At 54.8% G+C, this 17,668-nt stretch carries 18 protein-coding genes; 9 read left to right on the top strand and 9 right to left on the bottom strand.

Features of this window, described 5'->3' with window-relative positions:
• Positions 1-48: 48 nt before the first annotated feature.
• Genes COMA1_RS14995 through accC form a run of 3 tightly spaced genes read right to left on the bottom strand, consistent with a single transcriptional unit; the run spans position 49 to position 4,450 of the window.
• Positions 49-1,059 carry an alpha/beta fold hydrolase gene (locus tag COMA1_RS14995; RefSeq protein WP_090749980.1) on the bottom strand — a complete coding sequence of 337 codons (1,011 nt, stop codon included), beginning with the start codon at positions 1,057-1,059 and terminating at the stop codon, positions 49-51.
• Positions 1,034-2,989, bottom strand: coding sequence for a sodium-extruding oxaloacetate decarboxylase subunit alpha (oadA, locus tag COMA1_RS14990; protein ID WP_090749978.1), 1,956 nt, complete (start codon positions 2,987-2,989; stop codon positions 1,034-1,036). Before oadA ends, COMA1_RS14995 begins: the two co-directional genes overlap by 26 nt.
• A 42-nt stretch (positions 2,990-3,031) precedes the next feature.
• Positions 3,032-4,450: an acetyl-CoA carboxylase biotin carboxylase subunit gene (gene accC / locus COMA1_RS14985; RefSeq protein WP_090749976.1), complete on the bottom strand. Its 1,419-nt coding sequence runs from the start codon at positions 4,448-4,450 to the stop codon at positions 3,032-3,034.
• A gap of 447 nt (positions 4,451-4,897) precedes the next feature.
• On the opposite strand from accC, the gene COMA1_RS14980 reads away from it, so the two are divergent.
• Positions 4,898-5,782 (top strand): hypothetical protein, encoded by an 885-nt coding sequence (locus COMA1_RS14980; protein ID WP_141654361.1) that lies wholly within the window; start codon positions 4,898-4,900, stop codon positions 5,780-5,782.
• A gap of 223 nt (positions 5,783-6,005) precedes the next feature.
• Here COMA1_RS14980 and COMA1_RS14975 read toward each other — a convergent pair whose 3' ends face one another.
• Both COMA1_RS14975 and COMA1_RS14970 read right to left on the bottom strand, forming a co-directional pair.
• Positions 6,006-6,683: a PEP-CTERM sorting domain-containing protein gene (locus COMA1_RS14975; RefSeq protein WP_090749972.1), complete on the bottom strand. Its 678-nt coding sequence runs from the start codon at positions 6,681-6,683 to the stop codon at positions 6,006-6,008.
• A gap of 564 nt (positions 6,684-7,247) precedes the next feature.
• Complete coding sequence (locus COMA1_RS14970) at positions 7,248-7,622, bottom strand: heavy-metal-associated domain-containing protein (protein WP_141654360.1); 375 nt, start codon at positions 7,620-7,622, stop codon at positions 7,248-7,250.
• Between the two features lie 246 nt (positions 7,623-7,868).
• Here COMA1_RS14970 and COMA1_RS14965 point away from each other — a divergent pair, with 246 nt between their 5' ends.
• Positions 7,869-8,708: a nucleotidyltransferase family protein gene (locus COMA1_RS14965; RefSeq protein ID WP_090749968.1), complete on the top strand. Its 840-nt coding sequence runs from the start codon at positions 7,869-7,871 to the stop codon at positions 8,706-8,708.
• Between the two features lie 60 nt (positions 8,709-8,768).
• On the opposite strand, the gene COMA1_RS14960 is transcribed toward COMA1_RS14965, so the two are convergent.
• The 3 genes from COMA1_RS14960 to COMA1_RS14950 form a co-directional block, all read right to left on the bottom strand.
• A complete protein-coding gene (locus COMA1_RS14960; RefSeq protein ID WP_090749966.1) occupies positions 8,769-9,221 on the bottom strand; it encodes an IPT/TIG domain-containing protein in 453 nt (150 codons plus the stop codon).
• A 30-nt stretch (positions 9,222-9,251) separates the two neighbouring features.
• On the bottom strand, positions 9,252-10,073 hold the full coding sequence (locus COMA1_RS14955) for a substrate-binding domain-containing protein (RefSeq protein ID WP_090749964.1): 822 nt from the start codon (positions 10,071-10,073) through the stop codon (positions 9,252-9,254).
• A gap of 73 nt (positions 10,074-10,146) precedes the next feature.
• Entirely contained in the window at positions 10,147-10,467 is a 321-nt protein-coding gene (locus tag COMA1_RS14950; RefSeq protein ID WP_090749962.1) for an FmdB family zinc ribbon protein, read from the bottom strand.
• A 281-nt stretch (positions 10,468-10,748) separates the two neighbouring features.
• Here COMA1_RS14950 and COMA1_RS21135 point away from each other — a divergent pair, with 281 nt between their 5' ends.
• The 4 genes from COMA1_RS21135 to COMA1_RS14940 all read left to right on the top strand — a co-directional run bounded on the left by COMA1_RS21135 (position 10,749) and on the right by COMA1_RS14940 (position 12,611).
• Positions 10,749-10,925 (top strand): hypothetical protein, encoded by a 177-nt coding sequence (locus COMA1_RS21135; RefSeq protein ID WP_176698094.1) that lies wholly within the window; start codon positions 10,749-10,751, stop codon positions 10,923-10,925.
• Positions 10,926-11,003: 78 nt separating this feature from the next.
• Positions 11,004-11,207, top strand: a complete 204-nt coding sequence (locus COMA1_RS20670; protein WP_141654359.1) for a hypothetical protein — start codon at positions 11,004-11,006, stop codon at positions 11,205-11,207.
• Positions 11,208-11,289: 82 nt separating this feature from the next.
• Positions 11,290-12,114 (top strand): DMT family transporter, encoded by an 825-nt coding sequence (locus tag COMA1_RS14945; RefSeq protein ID WP_090749960.1) that lies wholly within the window; start codon positions 11,290-11,292, stop codon positions 12,112-12,114.
• Positions 12,115-12,140: 26 nt separating this feature from the next.
• Positions 12,141-12,611, top strand: a complete 471-nt coding sequence (locus tag COMA1_RS14940; RefSeq protein ID WP_090749959.1) for a hypothetical protein — start codon at positions 12,141-12,143, stop codon at positions 12,609-12,611.
• Here COMA1_RS14940 and COMA1_RS14935 read toward each other — a convergent pair.
• Complete coding sequence (locus COMA1_RS14935; RefSeq protein WP_090749957.1) at positions 12,608-13,663, bottom strand: acyl-CoA desaturase; 1,056 nt, start codon at positions 13,661-13,663, stop codon at positions 12,608-12,610. The two genes, COMA1_RS14940 and COMA1_RS14935, sit on opposite strands and share 4 nt — an antisense overlap.
• 286 nt (positions 13,664-13,949) lie before the next feature.
• On the opposite strand from COMA1_RS14935, the gene hemE reads away from it, so the two are divergent.
• The 3 genes from hemE (at position 13,950) to hemG (ending at position 17,521) form a co-directional block, all read left to right on the top strand.
• On the top strand, positions 13,950-14,975 hold the full coding sequence (hemE, locus tag COMA1_RS14930; protein WP_090749955.1) for a uroporphyrinogen decarboxylase: 1,026 nt from the start codon (positions 13,950-13,952) through the stop codon (positions 14,973-14,975).
• Positions 14,976-15,113: 138 nt separating this feature from the next.
• Positions 15,114-16,064 (top strand): ferrochelatase, encoded by a 951-nt coding sequence (hemH, locus tag COMA1_RS14925; RefSeq protein WP_090749953.1) that lies wholly within the window; start codon positions 15,114-15,116, stop codon positions 16,062-16,064.
• On the top strand, positions 16,061-17,521 hold the full coding sequence (gene hemG / locus COMA1_RS14920) for a protoporphyrinogen oxidase (RefSeq protein ID WP_176698093.1): 1,461 nt from the start codon (positions 16,061-16,063) through the stop codon (positions 17,519-17,521). The genes hemH and hemG overlap by 4 nt, the downstream gene beginning before the upstream one ends.
• Positions 17,522-17,668: the final 147 nt, after the last annotated feature.

Genomic DNA, 17,668 nt, shown 5'->3' with positions numbered 1-17,668 from the left:
CTCCTTTCTGATGCTGTGAGTGGGGAGATCCCACTTCCCGTACTGTGTTCAGGGTAACGAGTGAATATACTCGATCAGCGAGCGGTTCACCAGCTCCGGCCGTTCCCATTGCGGCATATGTCCTGCCTGGGGGATTGTGACGAACATTGATCCTCGAATTTTCTGGTGAAGCTCTTCTCCCACCGCCATTGGAAATACTCGGTCATGCTCGCCCCAGATGATCAGGGTGGGGTGTGGGATGTCCTTGATGCGAGGGGCGAAGTCGGTTTCCCAGAAGGGGAGGGTATCTTTCATGGCCATGAGAGGCTTGATGATACCGGGGCGCCGGCGATTACGATTGGAGCGTTCAAGGACTGCCGGCGTCAAGAGGCGATGGTCGTGGATCACTTCCTTCAGAACGGAGCTGGTGACCAGCCCACCAAACAGCCGATTCCCGAATGACACGAGCCACCACGGGGCTTTTGATTCCAGCGATCGACGGAACGATCGGCTCGTGAGATTGTTCAGAATATCCGATGGCAATCCATCGATGAGGACGAGTTTGTCGACACGGGTTGGATGTGTCAATGCCATGCTGATAGCCAAGCCGGCTCCCAGAGAATTTCCGACGAGTGTGGCCTGGGGGATTTCCAATGCGTCCATGAATCCAAGACAGAAGTCCACCATCTGAGACGGTCGGTAGTCGATATCGGGTTTATCAGACAGTCCAGAACCAGGGAGGTCAAGCGTCAGTATGCGGAAATGTTGAGACAAGATCTGTTGCTGATGTTCCCATTGCCACATGGATCCGCCGAACCCATGGATCAAGATCACCGGTGGGCCGGTCCCCACATTAAGATAGGCAATCCGTTGACCATGGACGAGAACCGTTTTGATCGGGAGCGGTTCAACCGGAGTGCGTGCGAGTGGCTCGAAGTAGGGGGGAATATGTGTGGGAGACGCACAGGCCGTCATGAGCAAAGTGAGGAGACAGGGAAGGAGCAGCCCCCGTTTCCATGGCGTGCATGGGGTGGGCGGGAGAGGAACGTAGGGACTACTCCAGTTGGATGACCGTTTCATCCGTCTTGACGTTGTCACCGTCGTTGACCAAGATCGCCGAGACTTTCCCGTCAATCGGTGCCGGAACCCGGCTTTCCATCTTCATCGCTTCGATGATCAACAGCGGATCACCCACCTTCACGGAGTCATTCACGGCAACAAGAACCTTCACCACGCGCCCAGGCATGGGCGGCGCCACATCACCTGGTTTGGTAGGCTTTGGACGTTTGGGTTTTCCTCCCGTCCCAATCTCTTGGGATTCAGGCACACCAGCGAGTACTTCCTGAATCGGTTCGAGCGAGACTTCCTCCAGCTTATCGTTGACACGGATGTAGTAGGGCTTGCGACCGTCGACCTTACGGCCTGAGCCCGAGACCTTCACATGATAGGTTTCACCATGGACAGTGACATTGAACTCGACCGGAGCCAAATGCAATTCATGTGCAGTCGACGGGCCTTTGGCTGATCCAACGTCCAGCGGGTCTGGAGTCAAATCCCCCTTCTCACGCGCCTCAAAAAAGTCAGATGCGATGGCGGGGAACAGCACGAACGACAGCTGATCCTCGATGCTCTGGGCCGAAGCCGGCAGCTCTTTCTTGGCCTCATCCAACTCCGGTTCCAGCCGATCAGCCGGCCTGCTCTTGATCGGGGTTTCGTCACCGGTTGCACGTGCCATGACATCGAGATCGACCTGTCCCGGCGCGCGGCCATAGAGCCCCAAGAAATAGTTCTTGGTCTCGGTGGTGATGACTTTGTACCGTTCTCCGGTCAGCACATTGAGTGTTGCCTGCGTGCCAACGATCTGGCTGGTCGGGGTGACGAGCGGAGGGTAGCCCATTTCTTTTCGTACACGGGGAACCTCGTCGAGCACTTCTTTCATCCGGTCGAGGGCATTTTGCTCGGTCAGCTGAGCAGCTAAGTTCGACAGCATGCCGCCGGGAATCTGCGACGTGAGAATTTCTGCATCGACACCGGTAAAGTCGCTCTCGAATTGGCGATATTTACGGCGAACCGTTCGGAAATGCTCGGTGATCGGCTGGAAATTCGTAAGATCCAGCCTCGTGTCGTAGGGGGTGTTTTGGAGTGAGGCTACCAATGTTTCCGTCGCCGGATGGGATGTTCCACCTGCCAGTGGGGAAATGGAGGTGTCGAGCATGTCGAGCCCTCCAAGAATGGCCATCAAGGAGGCCATGGAAGCCATTCCGGAGGTGTAATGCGAATGGAGATGAAGCGGAACCTTCACGGCGGCCTTCAGTCGACGTACCAGGTGATAGGCATCAAGCGGAGCCAGCAATCCGGCCATATCTTTGATGCAAATCGTGTCGGTTCCGAGATCTTCGAGTTTCTTGGCCAAATCTACAAACCGATCGATGCTATGGACCGGACTGACGGTGTAGCAGATCGTGGCTTCCGCGTGTTTGCCACAGGCCTTCACTTCGCTCACGGCCCGGTCAAGGTTTCGGACGTCATTCAGCGCATCAAAGATGCGGAAGACATCGATACCGTTAGTTGCTGACCGCTCGATGAACCGTTCCACCACATCGTCGGCATAATGGCGATAGCCGACGAGATTCTGGCCCCGTAGCAACATCTGTAGCTTGGTATTGGGCATGGCTGCCCGTAACGCTCTGAGGCGCTCCCAGGGATCTTCCTTCAAAAAACGGAGGCAGGTATCGAAAGTCGCTCCCCCCCAGACTTCCAGGGACCAATAGCCGACCGCGTCCAGCTTTTGGGCAATCGGCAACATATCCTCGGTTCGCATTCGCGTGGCGAGCAGGGATTGGTGCCCGTCCCGCAATCCCACATCGGTGATGAAGACCGGCTTACCGATGGCCGGCGTGATGCTTAATTCACCGGGTCGAGAGCCGAGCGTCTTTGACGTCTTGCTCGCTGAGATCGACGGTCTGGTCTTTTTTTGAGGTTTCTTTGTTGGGGGTCGTCTTTTTGCCATGATGGTTAATGCGTCTCTTTAGGAACAGAGGGTTTATTCGAATTAGAGTCCTTCGTAGGCGGCGATCGCTGCAGAGAGCGCCAGGACCAAGTCTTCCGGTGGTTCAAATTCGTGGTATCCGTACAGCTCCTGGTGAGTATCCAGATAGGAGGTGTCGAACCGCCCTGCGATAAAGTCGGGTTCCTGCATGATCGCTTCCATAAAGGGAATCGTCGTCTTGAGCCCTCGAATGACATACTCTTCGAGTGAGCGCCTCATGCGGCTGACGGTTTCTTCCCACGTACGGCCTCGGACTGTCAGCTTGGCCAGCAGGGCGTCATAGTAGGGCGGAACGGTATAATCCTTATAGACCGCTCCGTCGATGCGAACACCGATCCCACCGGGAGAGAGATAGGCTGTGACGGTTCCTGTACAAGGCAGAAAATTGTTTTTGGGGTCCTCCGCGTTGATCCGACATTGAATCGCGTGACCTTGCAAAATCACGTCTTTCTGTTGGATGCTGAGCGGGAGGCCTGCCGCGATCTTAATTTGATTCCGTACGATATCAATGGCCGTAATCTGCTCGGTGACGGTATGTTCGACTTGGAGTCGTGGATTCATTTCGATAAAGTAGAACTTACCCTCTTGGTCGAGGAGAAACTCCACGGTTCCCGCGTTGTCATAGTTGACCGCGCGGGCGATGGCGATGGCGGCGTTGCCCATCTCTTCACGGAGCTCCTGCGTCAAGATCAAGGATGGCGCGATCTCGATCAATTTCTGATGTCGCCGCTGGATCGAACAGTCCCGTTCTCCGAGATGGATAATGTTGCCGTGCCGGTCTCCCAGGATCTGAAACTCAATATGATGCGGTCGCTCGATGTATTTCTCGATAAACACGCTGCCGTCGCCAAAAGATGCTTGGGCCTCGCGTGCCGCGACTTCCATGTTTTCGCGAAGCTCCTCATCGGACCGGACCACACGTAACCCGCGCCCGCCCCCACCGGCGCTCGCCTTGATCATCACCGGATAGCCAGCTTTGTGGGCGAAGGCCAGCGCTTCTTTGACATTGGTAATGGCGCCGTCCGTACCTGGCACGATCGGCACGCCTGCTGATTCGGCAAGTTCGCGGGCCTTGACCTTGCTGCCCATCAGAGTAATGGCGTGGGTAGACGGGCCGATGAATGTAATATTGGATGCTTCGCAGAGTTCGGCAAACTCTGCGTTCTCCGAGAGAAATCCGTAGCCTGGATGGATTGCATCCGCACCGATGCGCGTGGCAAGGTCCACGATCTGTTTGCTATCGAGGAAGCCTTTCACCGGCCCTGGTCCGACCAGATACGACTCGTCGGCCTTCTTAACGTAGATGCCGGTTGAATCCGCTTCGGAGTAAATGGCGGCGGTCGCAATGTTCAATTCGCGGCAGGCGCGGATGATCCGCATGGCGATTTCACCGCGATTGGCGACTAAGATTTTCCTGAACATGTTTGCGCCTGTGAACTCTCGTATCGAAAGGAGTGCGTATAGAAAAGCAAGCGCGTAAGCTAGCATAGGATCGAGAGGCCTGTCGAGAGATGCAGGGATAAATCAGTTGGTGCGAGTTGTGCAGAAGAAGGATTAATCGGTGTGGGTTATCAATGAATTTTCAGTCAAATTTAGTCGAGACCTTTGTGCGAGTCATGTAGAATTCGTTCGCTATTCGGCATTTCTACTTTCCGGGTCTGTTCCTTGATACGCGTGCTGTAGCCAGGCACGATGTTCCTAATGGAGGGGCGGTTGTTCACGATGAAGCGGAAGATTGCGTTTGACAGAGCATCAAGGCCAAAGCAACGAAGAGTGACCCTGATCGGTGGGGCTCTGCTACTACTTGCAGGCGGGATATCTACTCCAGCCTGGAGTGAAAATCCTGCCCCGTCGGTGCATTGGGGGAGCGTGGCATTCCCGGATCAATATACGATGGTCACCTCCGGACTGACGCTCAATCGATTCACACCAGTAGATGGCGTAGGCAATAAATATGACTCCACGGTGGGCAATACGCTCGGCTTCAATCTCATGACGCTCAGCTGGACTCAGCATTGGACCGGAATGCTGGAGGGATGGAGCACCAATCTGACTGCCGGCGTCAGTCCCACGAGTGACGAACCGAGCCAGTATTTTCAGAATAAGGTTGTCCATCAGCTTCGCCAACTGCCGTCTGTGCCTACAGTGGCCCCTCGGAAGGAAACCGATGTGACGATCGATGGGTCGATCACTCGGTGGATATCCCTGTGTGATCGGAAGGTCCTTTTTGCCGGTGGAGGGTTTTCCGTTGGAACCATTTACCAACAAGGGTTTCTGCGAGGCGGCATTCGTCGGCTACAGATTACTCCGTCGGTCTGGCATTCGGAGAAATGGGGTGATATCAACGTCCGGGCCTCCGCCATGGGGCGGATCAGTTATCAGAGCAACGGAGCGGCACTCCATTCCGTCAGAAGCACGGCGGCGCTAGTACAGCCGGCGATTGCCATCGGCCAGTATCGGACAACGGCCACTGGTGAAACGATTCCAACCTGGGAAATCGAATTGGCGCTGATGTGGGATTCCGGGATCTTCGTGAATACCATGGGGCAGAGCCAAAAACAGTTTGCTTGGTCACTGGCAGCCTCCGCTGGGCCCGTGCGCTTCGAAACTTGGAATGACAGCATGGGGCATCTTTCTGAGCGTGACTATGGCCCCTCCTATGGTGCAGCGCTGACCGTTGATGTGTTGCGAGTCTGGAACATCATCCAAGAGTTTCGAGTGATGCCTACCACGGACCAGTCGGCGTCGTCATAAGGATTGGTCCGGGTTTGAGTCGCCAGCCTCAATATCCTCACAACTCCTCGTCACAACCATAGCGGCGCAAGCAGGTTTGGCCTGACCTTGGACCTGCATCAATTATTCGGCTCCGTTTGGCGAATGGATGAGAGTCGTCTATTGAAATCGCCCAAGGAAGACTCTGACTGACTCCTCAGCAAGAGCCTCCTTGGGAGATTGATGAGATTGATCAGGCCAGTGACTACGAGTTGAGCGATTCTGCGGCCTTCCTGCGTGTCGTCCACATGATGATTCCCAAGCCTGTAAGCAACAACAATGCCGTAGTAGGCTCAGGAACTGGATTTACGGAGGCAACGGTGAAATTCAAGAGACCGAACGACCCATCAACGCCGTCAAGCCGCAACCCGTGAGGGGCATAGGTAGGATCATAAAGTGGGAACAACCCGGCTGGATTCGTCACGATACTTTGGTTTGACAAGGTCGTCGTCGGCATACCAAGAAACTGAACAAAAAACGTGCTTGGTGTGAGAGAACCTAACGCAGGTGTGGAATAGGTACCAGTTTCATTAATGACTGAAAATCCATCGCCACCAGGTCCATCGTCAAAAATACGGTATTCCGCAGCGCCTGCGAAGGTCTTCCCGCTGATAGTGGCGCTGAAGGTGGCATGGTAGTAGCTCAGATAGGGTAGCCCCGTTGTGTTTTGCGTTGCCGTAGTATCAAAGCTCCAGAAGCCGGTGACGGGATCGCCAACGGCAAAGTTGGACCCAAACGTCCCTGAATCATCGTCCAGGACGCCGGACACCTGCCCTTGGAATACGAAGGTCAGTGGGGTAGCCAGAGAGACGGCGCTGGTGGCCAGCACAAGCACAGATACGGCGGTTGCGAGACCAAAGGCTATGGCTAACGCTTTCTTCATTGGGCTACCTCCTTGTGATTGACTGAGCCGCCAAGCTTCCTAATCTCAGATATATTGTTTGGATTGTTCTAACCAAGGATATGGAGCAGCACCCTTGAGAAAATGTTGAACTTCTCCTTATTTACGCCGAAACATCTGTTCCTGCATCACCACTCACAACGACCGTGGTTTCAGTACAGGCCTTATCGAGAAGATGTGGGTATTAATAGCATCTTAGGAATGCTTCCACTACGTCCTTTTGAGGTAGGGACGAGCGGCCAATCAGTCTAGGTGCAAACAGCACTATGAAATGACAGGCTGTCAGTCTGCGTTGCCTAGGATCTATTGACAAACGAGAAGACAACATCCGACATGACGCTGAGGGTGAGATTGTCGATGGTCGTTGAATAGTCCACCGCTGTTTAGAAAGGTTGTCCAGAAAGGCCACGGCAAGCGAAGAGGCGAAGCATATTCTGTTGAGCTTTTGATCGATGAGAGACGCGACGGGCTGGGTTTGTCAACAGCCGCTGGCCGAGTTGCGGGAGTATGGATGAAGCATAAGGGGAGATCTTCATCTACCCACTGTTACTCATGCTGGTGCGGGGCGGCTGAGGCGGTCGGCATTTTGGCCGAGATACATCCCTCAATGATCTCAACCTTGCATTGCCAGGAGGATGCGGCTTCGTTGACCCGTTTCAACACATCTTCCGGCTTCACGCTGCTGGGCGTAATGTCGACAAGCACATGGTCGGGGATACGGTTGAAATCGACACTAAGGACACCAGGAATGGCTTGCAAAATCTTGTTAATCTCCGCCTCTTTCCCGCTGCAACCGGCTCCGCTCATCGTTAAGGGAAGGCGTTCTTTGACCGGTGGGGTTGCCAAAGCTGGTAGTGAGGTAAATAGGCCGACAGCAAGGAATACGGTGGATAGAGCTTGTTGAGACGAAGAGTATGGCATCTAGCGAACTCTCTTTTGTGAAGTGCTTACGTGTAGAACAGGCATCTATCGGTATCATATATAGGCTACACGATCCTGCCTTCCCTTGTCGAGGCATCCGGAAACGGAATTGGTCATGGCCTCACCAAGATGGTTCCTCACATCTGCCTACCCGTGGGTGTTGCTAGGTATGGGAAGGGAAATCCTCATAGCGCCGTACCAACATGTCTGGACTCATCGCATGAATCCAGCGATAATACCGCTCTCATGACTGCTCCTCTTGCCGATCCGCCGCCTCGTTCCTGGCCTGAAGTCGTCGGGCTCATTCCGGCTGCTGGACAGGCCAAGCGCCTCCAACCGTTTCCTTGTAGCAAGGAGTTGTTCCCTGTCGGTTTCACGAAAGATCCGAAGAGCGGGATGCCACGACCCAAAGTGGCGTCGCAGTATCTGCTGGAAAAATTCAAGGCGGCGGGGGTGTCCAAGACGTTCATCGTGATCCGTGAGGGGAAATGGGATATTCCAAACTATTTTCAGGAGGGCATAGGGGTAGGGATGTCGCTTGCCTATCTCGTGATTCCCGGCTCGCTGGGGCCTCCTGACACGCTTGATCGAGCCTACTCCTTTGTTTCCAAGTACCGGGTTGCCTTCGGGTTTCCCGATATTTTGTTTGGGCCGCCGGATGCCTACCGGTACCTCATCGAACAACAGGAACGAACGGCTGCGGATGTCGTGCTTGGTCTGCATCGGATTGAAGATCCTCGTATCTGGGACATGGTGGATTGTGATAACGAGGGATGGGTTCGTGGGATTGAGATGAAACCTGCTTCGACGACGCTCACGTTCGGCTGGTGTTTTGCTGTCTGGACCCCGGTCTTTTCCGAGTTTCTCCATCGATTTCTGCATGCGGATGAGACGAAGCAGAGCATGGGTGTCCTGGCAAACACCTCCAATGATCCTGGAGGAGATTTAGCCGTCGGGGTAGTTTTCCAAGAGGCTCTCAAGCTAGGTCTTCGGATACAGAGTGTGAAGTTTCCGCATGATCGCTATCTGGACATTGGGACCCCAGATAATCTTGTCAAAGCCGTCCGGCAGCAGACTGCTGAGTGATCGGTTCCCTCCCCTTATGCAGATGCTGTGACACGCTGCAATCGTCGAGGAGCAATCGGCCTACTTGGGTTGTACCAAAAAGGCTTTTGAACGGGCATTGCCGCCGCCAGCCACAACATCGATGAATGACATGCCGGGCTGGATATCGGGCACGGTGACTTCTAACGTCGTCTCATTCACAAACTTGTAATCGATCTTGGTGGGACCAGCCGCACTGAACGCGACACCCCGAAAACAATCTCTCGTCCCGAAGTTCTCCCCCTTCAGCGTAATGGTTTGCCCGGGCTTAGCCTCATCCGGCTCCACGCGCAGGATTTTTGGCTTTCGGCTGCTATCGCAGACGGGGTCTTTTTCCAGTTGTTGTTCGTCATGTCCTTTGATGGATTCCGCGTCGTGCAGTGTATACCCGGCGCCATCGACGATCACTCCCTCTTCGGCGAGGGTAACCTGCAATCCAGCATGGCTCAGCACCAACCACGAGAGGAACAAGAAGAAGTGGAACGGGATTGTCATCAGAACCTCCCTACGTGCAGCGTGAGGGGATCATTTGTTCGACATGGCCACATAGAGTTCTCCGACAATGGCCTGACCAGGAGGAGATAGCGCAAACGTGATAAAGCTTTCAACAAGAGGATTCGCCTCCCGTTTCGATAGCAGGAGCAGTGGACGTCGCAGACTGTATCGGCCGTCTCGGACCGTTGGAACCTCCGGTTCGATCTTGTCGACCGGCAGCAGACGGACGGCCACTCCATTGGAGACGGCGGAGAGCCCGGTACTCAGCGACACATAGGCCACAGCAGAGAGCGGCGGAAGGGTGCCCACGAGGGTTTTGATGACCGTGTCGTCCGGTCCGATGACCTTTGCGGTTCCGGGAATCTTTCCGGTGATCCCGAGGTGAGACTCAAACGTCTCACGAATGGTTTGGGTGCGGAGTCTGTCAATCAGCAGGATTCTTGTCTCGGGGCCACCCAGTTCCGACCACTCCCTGATCTTTCCTGAAAACATGTCGGCGACCTGCTGCGTCGTCACTTCTTTGGTGAAGTTCGCGAGATGCACAAGAATCCCGATACCGTCCCAGCCGATTTGTGAAGCCACCAGTGTCGCGTCTCCCACACCAGTGACGGCAATTTGCGCCTGGTCGGACGTCACTAATTGGGCTGGTGTTGAGTCTTCGTTCCATAGAATATCAACATAGGCACGGGGATTGGCTTTTTCAAAGGCGCGTGCCAGCGCTTCGATGGTCGCTTGTTCAGGACCGTTGCCGGCGATGATCAGGTTTCCCCTAACTTGAGCTGATGCCTGGAGAGGGGAGAAAAAGAGAATCAGGCCCATACAGAGTTGAGTGATGAGCAATCGTCCCATCATAGATGCTCTCCACGACTAGAGATCCGATGACTCTTGCGGCGTAGCCAGGCCCGAGGAGAACGGTGTACCATGGTTACGACTCAGACGTGGTTCGGTCTGCCGACGAGGACTCGGATTCGGATGACATATTCGGTGGTGGGACATTGCGTTTTGCGTTCAACGGCGGCAATTTGACGAATCGCTCCATCCGTTCCTCGTTCATGGCCTTAGCTTTGATCTCGGTAAATCCAGGTTTCCGAGATCCGACCACGTTGGATGAAAACGCAGACAGAAGGCGCGTCGCCTCTTTTGCATGGCAATCAGGACACTCAGTGTCTTCTACCCTGGCATAGACTGACTGAGTGACTTCAAACTGCTTCTCACACCGTCCACAACGGTATTCATAGAGTGGCACAGGATCTTATCCTTTCTCTTGGCTCGCGTGCGTTTCCTTTCGCATCCATTTGCCAAGGACATGCCCTGAATGATGCATTTGTGGGAGGGTGGTGGTACCGTCTCCGGTAATGCCTCTCACGTACGAGCATGGTACAGCTTGCCGAGGGCCTCATTCCACCGCATGGAGCCGTTCAGATCTTGACAAACAACCCTTGTGCAAGCGATGCTGATCAGCTTACGATATTCTGCTCATTCTAACAACTTACGCGGCTCAACTGCCAGCTCCAGAGGAGGGTTTCGATGCCAGTGCTGATTCGACGGTACAAGGGGAACAACGGTGTGATGCAGGAAGAACGAATCGATGAAGATGATCGAATTGAGCGCTATATGAGGCTCTTCGAGAAGGATGATGTTAAAAAGCTGCAGACCGGCGTGAAGTGCTTCATCGAGAAGGATGAATGGCAGCTCCTCCCGTGAACCGGTCAGGGGGGAAAGGGGTATGGCGCGATCGTGAATGCTCCGTACCCGCTCACCCTTTAACCCTCACCGGCTAGCATGATCTACTGGTTGCATATTGCTCGCGCGATCGACCGTGTGACGCTCCACCGAGACCGATGTTCGGAGGTACCATCAACTGCTACTTCCAGCGATTTCTGGGAAGGCGGGTGGTTCGATTATCCGGATAAGGAACGGGCGATCCGGGCGATGGAACAGGCTGGAGTGAACCGGCAACGGCTGTGTCCACTCTGCAAACCCTAGAAAAATAAGTGTTACGTGCTGAGTGTTGAGTGAACGAGAGGGCCCCTAGGCTGAGCACTCAAGACTCAGCACTTTCTCATTCATGCCGAGACTTGCCCTCCTACTGACCTCCCTCATCTGGGGTGCGACTTTTCCTGCCACGAAAGCGGCACTGGAGCAGATTCCCCCGCTCTCGTTCTTGCTCCTCAGGTTTTTCCTCGGCACCCTGCTTATCCTTGTGTGGCTTGTCATCGGTCGCCGTCGATTACATCATGATCGTGCGGTGTTAATCGCTGCTGCATTCTCGACCCTGTTTCTTTTTCTCGGGTATCTGCTCCAAACCGTTGGGCTTGCGTACACCACGGCGTCCAATTCAGCCTTTCTCACCGCCCTCTATGTGATCTTCGTGCCGTTGATTCTTCTGCGGGTTGACCGGCGTGTGGTCTTGGCGACGGTGATTGCGGTGGTCGGGTTGTGGCTCCTCGTCAAACCCAATGCCTCCATGAATCGAGGCGATCTCATGACACTGGGGTGTGCCGTGGCGTTTGCGGGACATATCATTTGTCTTGAGCGATTTACCCGTCAGGTCGATGCCCCGTCGCTTCTTGTGTGGCAGATGGCGGCGATGACGGTGTTGTTTCTTCCAGCTCCGTGGTGGGAAGATGTTCCGGGGAGCGCGTTTTCCCCTACACCCGTTCTCCTCACGGGTCTTGTCGTGACGGGTGTGCTGGCGACGCTCGCATTCGCCGTGCAGATGTGGGCTCAGCGACTGGTTCCGGCCCAGCAGGTAGCGCTTCTCTTTGCATCCGAGCCAGTCTACGCGGCTTGGCTTTCATGGTATGTTCTTGGAGAGACGTTAGATGTACAAGGCTGGATCGGCAGCGCACTGATCATCTTGGCGGTTATCATTGGAGCGGTCGGCGGCTGATCGTTCCTTAAAGAGCGGAGAGGTATATGGCACAAAAGTTCGGCAATGGACGGTGGGTGCGCGAAGGATTTCTTGATAACCGTGTGGAGGGGACGGTTGTCGGACAGGTCGTATTTGCGGTCATTGGGCCGGTGGATTTTTATTTGCGCGGCAATTTTAAGCCTGATATTGCCGGTGAGGTGATTCGATTCAGAAACAGCCGTTTTGAAGATGACGAGGTGGCGGGGCAAGTCATCGGCGATATGGCCAATCCTCAGATCGGCACCGTCAATCTTATTTCACTCGACCCGCATCCAAACCTGGAGCCACACCCGTATGTCGAGTGGTTCACGCTCCACGAAGAGCACTATCGGTTTCAATTGAGTGCCGGGGATGCGTGGGTATTGTCCGATGAGGAACGAAAGACAATCGAGGGAGAGAGCCAGCGGATTCGGGAGACCCTGGCCGATCAGGTTGCTGAGCGACCAAGGTCAAAGGCTGAATCCGATTGGGTCTAGGGAGGTGTGAGTTCCAGTTGTGGTGGCGGTGCCGGAAGTTCCGCCGACTTGACGGCAGCTTCGATCTTCTTCTTGAGTACGCTACGGTCTGAATCTTGTCGGGTCTTTCCCTCGCGGACATACTCTGGAACGTCACGAATATCCCAGATCAACCCCAGCCATTCGAGCCCCTTCAAGCAATAATAGGTCATGTCGATTTCCCACCAGTAGAATCCTTGTCTGGTCGAAGCCGGATAATAATGGTGGTTGTTGTGCCAGCCTTCTCCCATGGTGATTAAGGCCAGGAAGAAGTTGTTTCGGCTATCGTCACCGGTCTCGTATCGTTGTGAGCCATAGACATGCGACAACGAATTGATCGTACAGGTTCCATGAAACAGTGCGACGGTCGAGATGAAATACCCCCAGATCAGCATCTGGATGCCGTTGGTGCCAAGTTCAGGTGCATAGGTTTCCAACAACCTACCCAATCCGAACATGCCGAAGCCGGTCAAGACGGGTACGAGGACATCGTATCGGTCAAGAAACCGTAGCTCTGGGAACTTGGCAAAATCAGCAATGCTCTTCAATCGCGGCGCATAAAAGGTCTGCGACATAATCCAGCCCATGTGTGCCCAAAGAAATCCCTTTTGACGTGGAGAATGCACATCCTCCGGCGTATCGGAGGCAATATGGTGATGCCGATGATGGCCAGCCCACCACAAGGGACCACGTTGGGTGCAGGTGCCGCCTAATAGGGCAAAAAGAAACTGGACCGTACGAGACGTCTTGAATGTGCGATGTGAGAAGTATCGATGGTACCACCCGGTAATCGCAAACATACGAATGTAATAAAAGGCGATAGCCACGGCAACTGCGGTGAAGCTCCAGCCGACTAAGATGGCGCAAAAACACATTAAGTGCATGAAAATAAAGGGGACACTTCGAATCCAGTCGACCTTCGGCGGGCCGTCTGATTTCGTCAGTTCAAGGCCAGCCCAAGAGTCAAACCAGCGCAGAAAGGAATACCAGATCTGCTGAGCCTTGGTTGGTGGATATGCTTGCACGTCGGACATACAATTCTCCTCATAGGTCGGGGGATCGGCAAAGCCACTGTGGTGGGAGACAGGGAGCCGTGGTCCCAATTAAGCTAATTGAGCGTCCCGGTTAGGTTGGTCCTTTATTATACAGAGAATCGGAGGAAAGTAAAACCTGATTTTTTCCTGAGTGATGCCTGGTTGTCGCGTCCTTCACGAGCTTCAGTCGACTGTCCCGGTGACGGAAGTTTCCGAACGCAGGAGAGTAAGGGGCCTCTAGGCCTGTTTGACAGGACTCCTTCTTCGTCACTAAAATGCCGCCACGATGAACGATCGATTTTTGAAAGCCTGCCGTCGCGAGCCAGTTGATTGTACCCCTGTGTGGTTCATGCGCCAGGCGGGGCGGTACATGTCCGAATACAGGACGTTACGGGCAAAACATTCCATCCTTGAGATGTGCAAAACTCCTGAGCTGGCGGCCCAGGTGACACTGCAGCCTATCGATCGATTCCCGCTGGATGCGGCCATTATCTTTGCGGATATCTTGCTCCCGTTGGAACCGATGGGCCTCAATCTCGAGTTTGCGGCGGGCGAGGGTCCGGTGATCCACAATCCGGTACGCGACCGGGCGGCGGTGGATCACCTGAAAGTGATCGACGGCGATGAACTGGACTACGTGGCGGAGGCCATCAGGCAGACGCGGCGTGCGCTCAACGGGCGGGTGCCGCTCATTGGATTTGCCGGCGCGCCATTCACGTTGGCGAGTTATGCCATTGAAGGTGGGGGATCGCGTAATTATTTAAATACCAAGCAGATGATGTACAGCGATCCTACGGCCTGGCATCGGCTGATGGATAAGTTCGCCCGTGTGCTCACCGGGTATCTTCGTCGACAGATCAAGGCTGGGGCGCAAGCGATTCAACTGTTCGATAGTTGGGTCGGGTGTCTTTCCGCCGGGGACTATGTCGAATATGTGATGCCACATGTCCAGCGGATTTTCGATGGACTGAAGCACGAAGGGGTGCCGATGATTCATTTCGGCACCGGCACGACGGCGATCCTGCGTCAAATGCGGGAGGCAGGCGGCGACGTCATCGGCATCGATTGGCGGGTTCATCTGGATGAAGCCTGGACCATGGTGGGACATGATCGGGCCGTGCAAGGCAATCTTGATCCCCTGGCTCTCTTTGCGCCACTCCATGAAATTGAACGCCGCGTGGAGGATATCTTGCGTAGAGCCGGAGGGCGTCTCGGGCATATCTTCAATCTCGGCCACGGTATCCTTCCGACGACGCCGGTCGATCACGTAGCCGCGACGATCGACATGGTCCATAAACTCAGCCAACGGTAGGTAAGGGGAAAGGGTTGGGTAACGCGTTTCTGGTTTTGAGTCTCGTGCTCAACGCTCACCCCAGGTTTTTCTCCCGATCCGCAACGTGAAATCCGAACCCCGCGTCATTAGGGTGAAGCACTTTGTACGAGAGGGACAATGAACAACACGCGACGTCACACGGCTGTTTTGTTGATGGCGATGGGTGGGCCCGATTCTTTGGAGAACGTGGAGCCGTTCTTGCGTGATGTCCGAGGTGGACGACCAACGCCACCGGAACTCGTTGAAGAGATTCGTGAACGGTACCGAGCAACAGGGGGGAAATCTCCGGCTGTCGGTATCACCCAAGCTGTGGCAAAAAAACTCGAACAACAGCTGAACAAATCGGGAGACGCCCGATACCGAGTATATGTGGGGCTGCGGCATTGGCATCCCTTCATTAAAGAAACCTATGCCGAGTTACTGCAAGACTCACCGGAGCAGGTTATTGGGGTCTGTATGGCTCCGCAACAATCGTCACTGAGTACGGGGGCATACCGAAAAAAAGTTGAGGAGGCGCGGGCCGGGCTAGAAGACCATACCCCGGTTACCTACCTCGGGAGTTGGAACCGGCATCCTCGACTGATTGCTGCGATTGTAGAGAATCTTCGGCTTGGGCTTCAGAAATTTCCAGCCGAGGTGCGTGCAACGGTACCGGTGTTGTTCACCGCGCATAGTTTGCCGGAACGGATTGTGGCGATGAAGGATCCCTATCCCGATGAAGTGAAGGGGACGGTTGAGGCTGTCACCGGATTACTGGGGAACCAACCGACGTACTTTGCCTATCAAAGTCAGGGACGCTCCAATGAACCATGGCTTGGACCGACGGTCGAAGCCATGTTGGAGACCATCCAGCAGGCCGGGCATCACCATGTGCTGGTGGCACCCATCGGCTTTATCTGTGACCATGTGGAAACGCTGTTTGATATCGACATTGAGCTCAAACAGTTGGCCGTGAGCAAAGGGCTGCATCTGGAGCGTATGGCGATGTTGAATGATTCTTCCGCGATTCTTGAGACGTTGAGCGACGTCCTGGCTGCACACGAATCCACCTCCTGTCTTCCGTCGTGACTCGACCGCGTACAGTCGTCATTGTGGGAGGCGGCATTTCTGGTCTCGCCACCGCCTTTTCGCTGCAAGAAAAAGCGACCCAAGCAGGTCTCCCCATCCGCTGCATCATGCTTGAATCCGACCCATCCTGGGGAGGGAAGATCGTTACCCATCGGATCGGTAACCTTGTGACCGAAGCTGGTCCGGATTCATTCCTTTCCCAAAAACAGGCAGGTCTCGACCTCTGTATGAAACTGGGGCTTGCCGACCAGCTGATCAATACCAACGAAACAGGGAAGAAGGCCTGTGTCCTTCACCGCGGGAGGCTGCACGATTTACCCGAGGGACTCCTCTCGTTTGTGCCGAAACAACTGGGGTCGTTCTTGCATAGTGGACTACTCACCTGGCCGGGGTTGGCGAGGATGGGACTTGAATTCGCCGTGCCTCCCGGTTCTTCAAGAGACGATGAGTCCTTGGCCGTCTTCCTCTCTCGTCGATTTGGAGTTCAGGCGTATAAGCGGGTGCTAGAGCCGCTCATGGCAGGTATCTATGCCGGAGATGCCGAGCAGATGAGTCTCCGGGCGACGTTCCCACGGTTCTTTGAACTCGAGCAGCAGCACGGCAGCATTGTTCGCGGCATGATGGCTGCCAAGCAATCAGCCTCCTCTACGGCATCCGCTCGGCCACGGCGAACGATGTTCGTTAGCCTCAAAAATGGCCTTGGTGAGCTGGTGACGGCGCTCACAACGCGGTTGATACAGCAGGGCGTTGAGCTTCGTGTGGGTGCTCGAGTCGACGCGCTTCGAGTGAGATCGCACGAAGTGGGCCGTTGGATGTATGACCTCATTTTGCAGGATGGATCCGGACTGTCCGCCGAAAGCGTGGTCTTAGCCACACCAGCCTATGTATCAGCCGACTTATTGCGTCCGTTGACGCCTATCGCCGGTGGATTACTGGACCTGATTCCCTATGCCTCGACCGCCACGATCGCGATGGCGTTCCCACGGATACAGGCGAGTGCCATCGAGGGATTTGGATTTATTATCCCGAGAGTTGAGCAGCGGCATCTCATCGCCGCCACATGGACCTCGCTCAAGTGGCCTCATCGTGCGCCGTCAGACCAGTTACTGGCGCGCTGCTATCTGGGTGGTGTTGGGCGAGAAGATATTCTTCAACGAGAGGACCAGGCATTGCTTGCCACCGTCAGAGAAGAGCTAACCAGTATATGCGGGATCACCGCGGAGCCAAGTTATACTGAGGTGAATCGATGGTGGAAGGCCATGCCGCAATATACCATTGGCCATCTGAGTCGATTGGAACAACTTGATGCGGCCGTGAGCCGTTACCCTGGACTCATTCTGACAGGGGCTGCCTATCGTGGAGTTGGGATTCCCGACTGTATCCGTGATGGCGCGTTGGCGGCTGAGCAAGTCATACAGTCCCTCTCGGGCAAGGCCCATCCAGATCGTTTGCACTGAATACGTGTAGCGTCACAACCTGTCATGCATCGGTGCATCCCGTTACATCGCTGTGTTCGCTGAGCGGAGCCATTGGCTTCAGGGGCTCGTCAGGTCTGCAATATCTTGCCCATAGTCAATTGCTAAACGAGTGTCAGGGGGCTTTCA

Source organism: Candidatus Nitrospira nitrosa, from assembly GCF_001458735.1.
Lineage (GTDB): Bacteria > Nitrospirota > Nitrospiria > Nitrospirales > Nitrospiraceae > Nitrospira_D > Nitrospira_D nitrosa.
The sequence above is the reverse complement of the archived record's forward strand: the minus strand, read 5'-3'. Positions and strand labels throughout refer to the sequence as shown.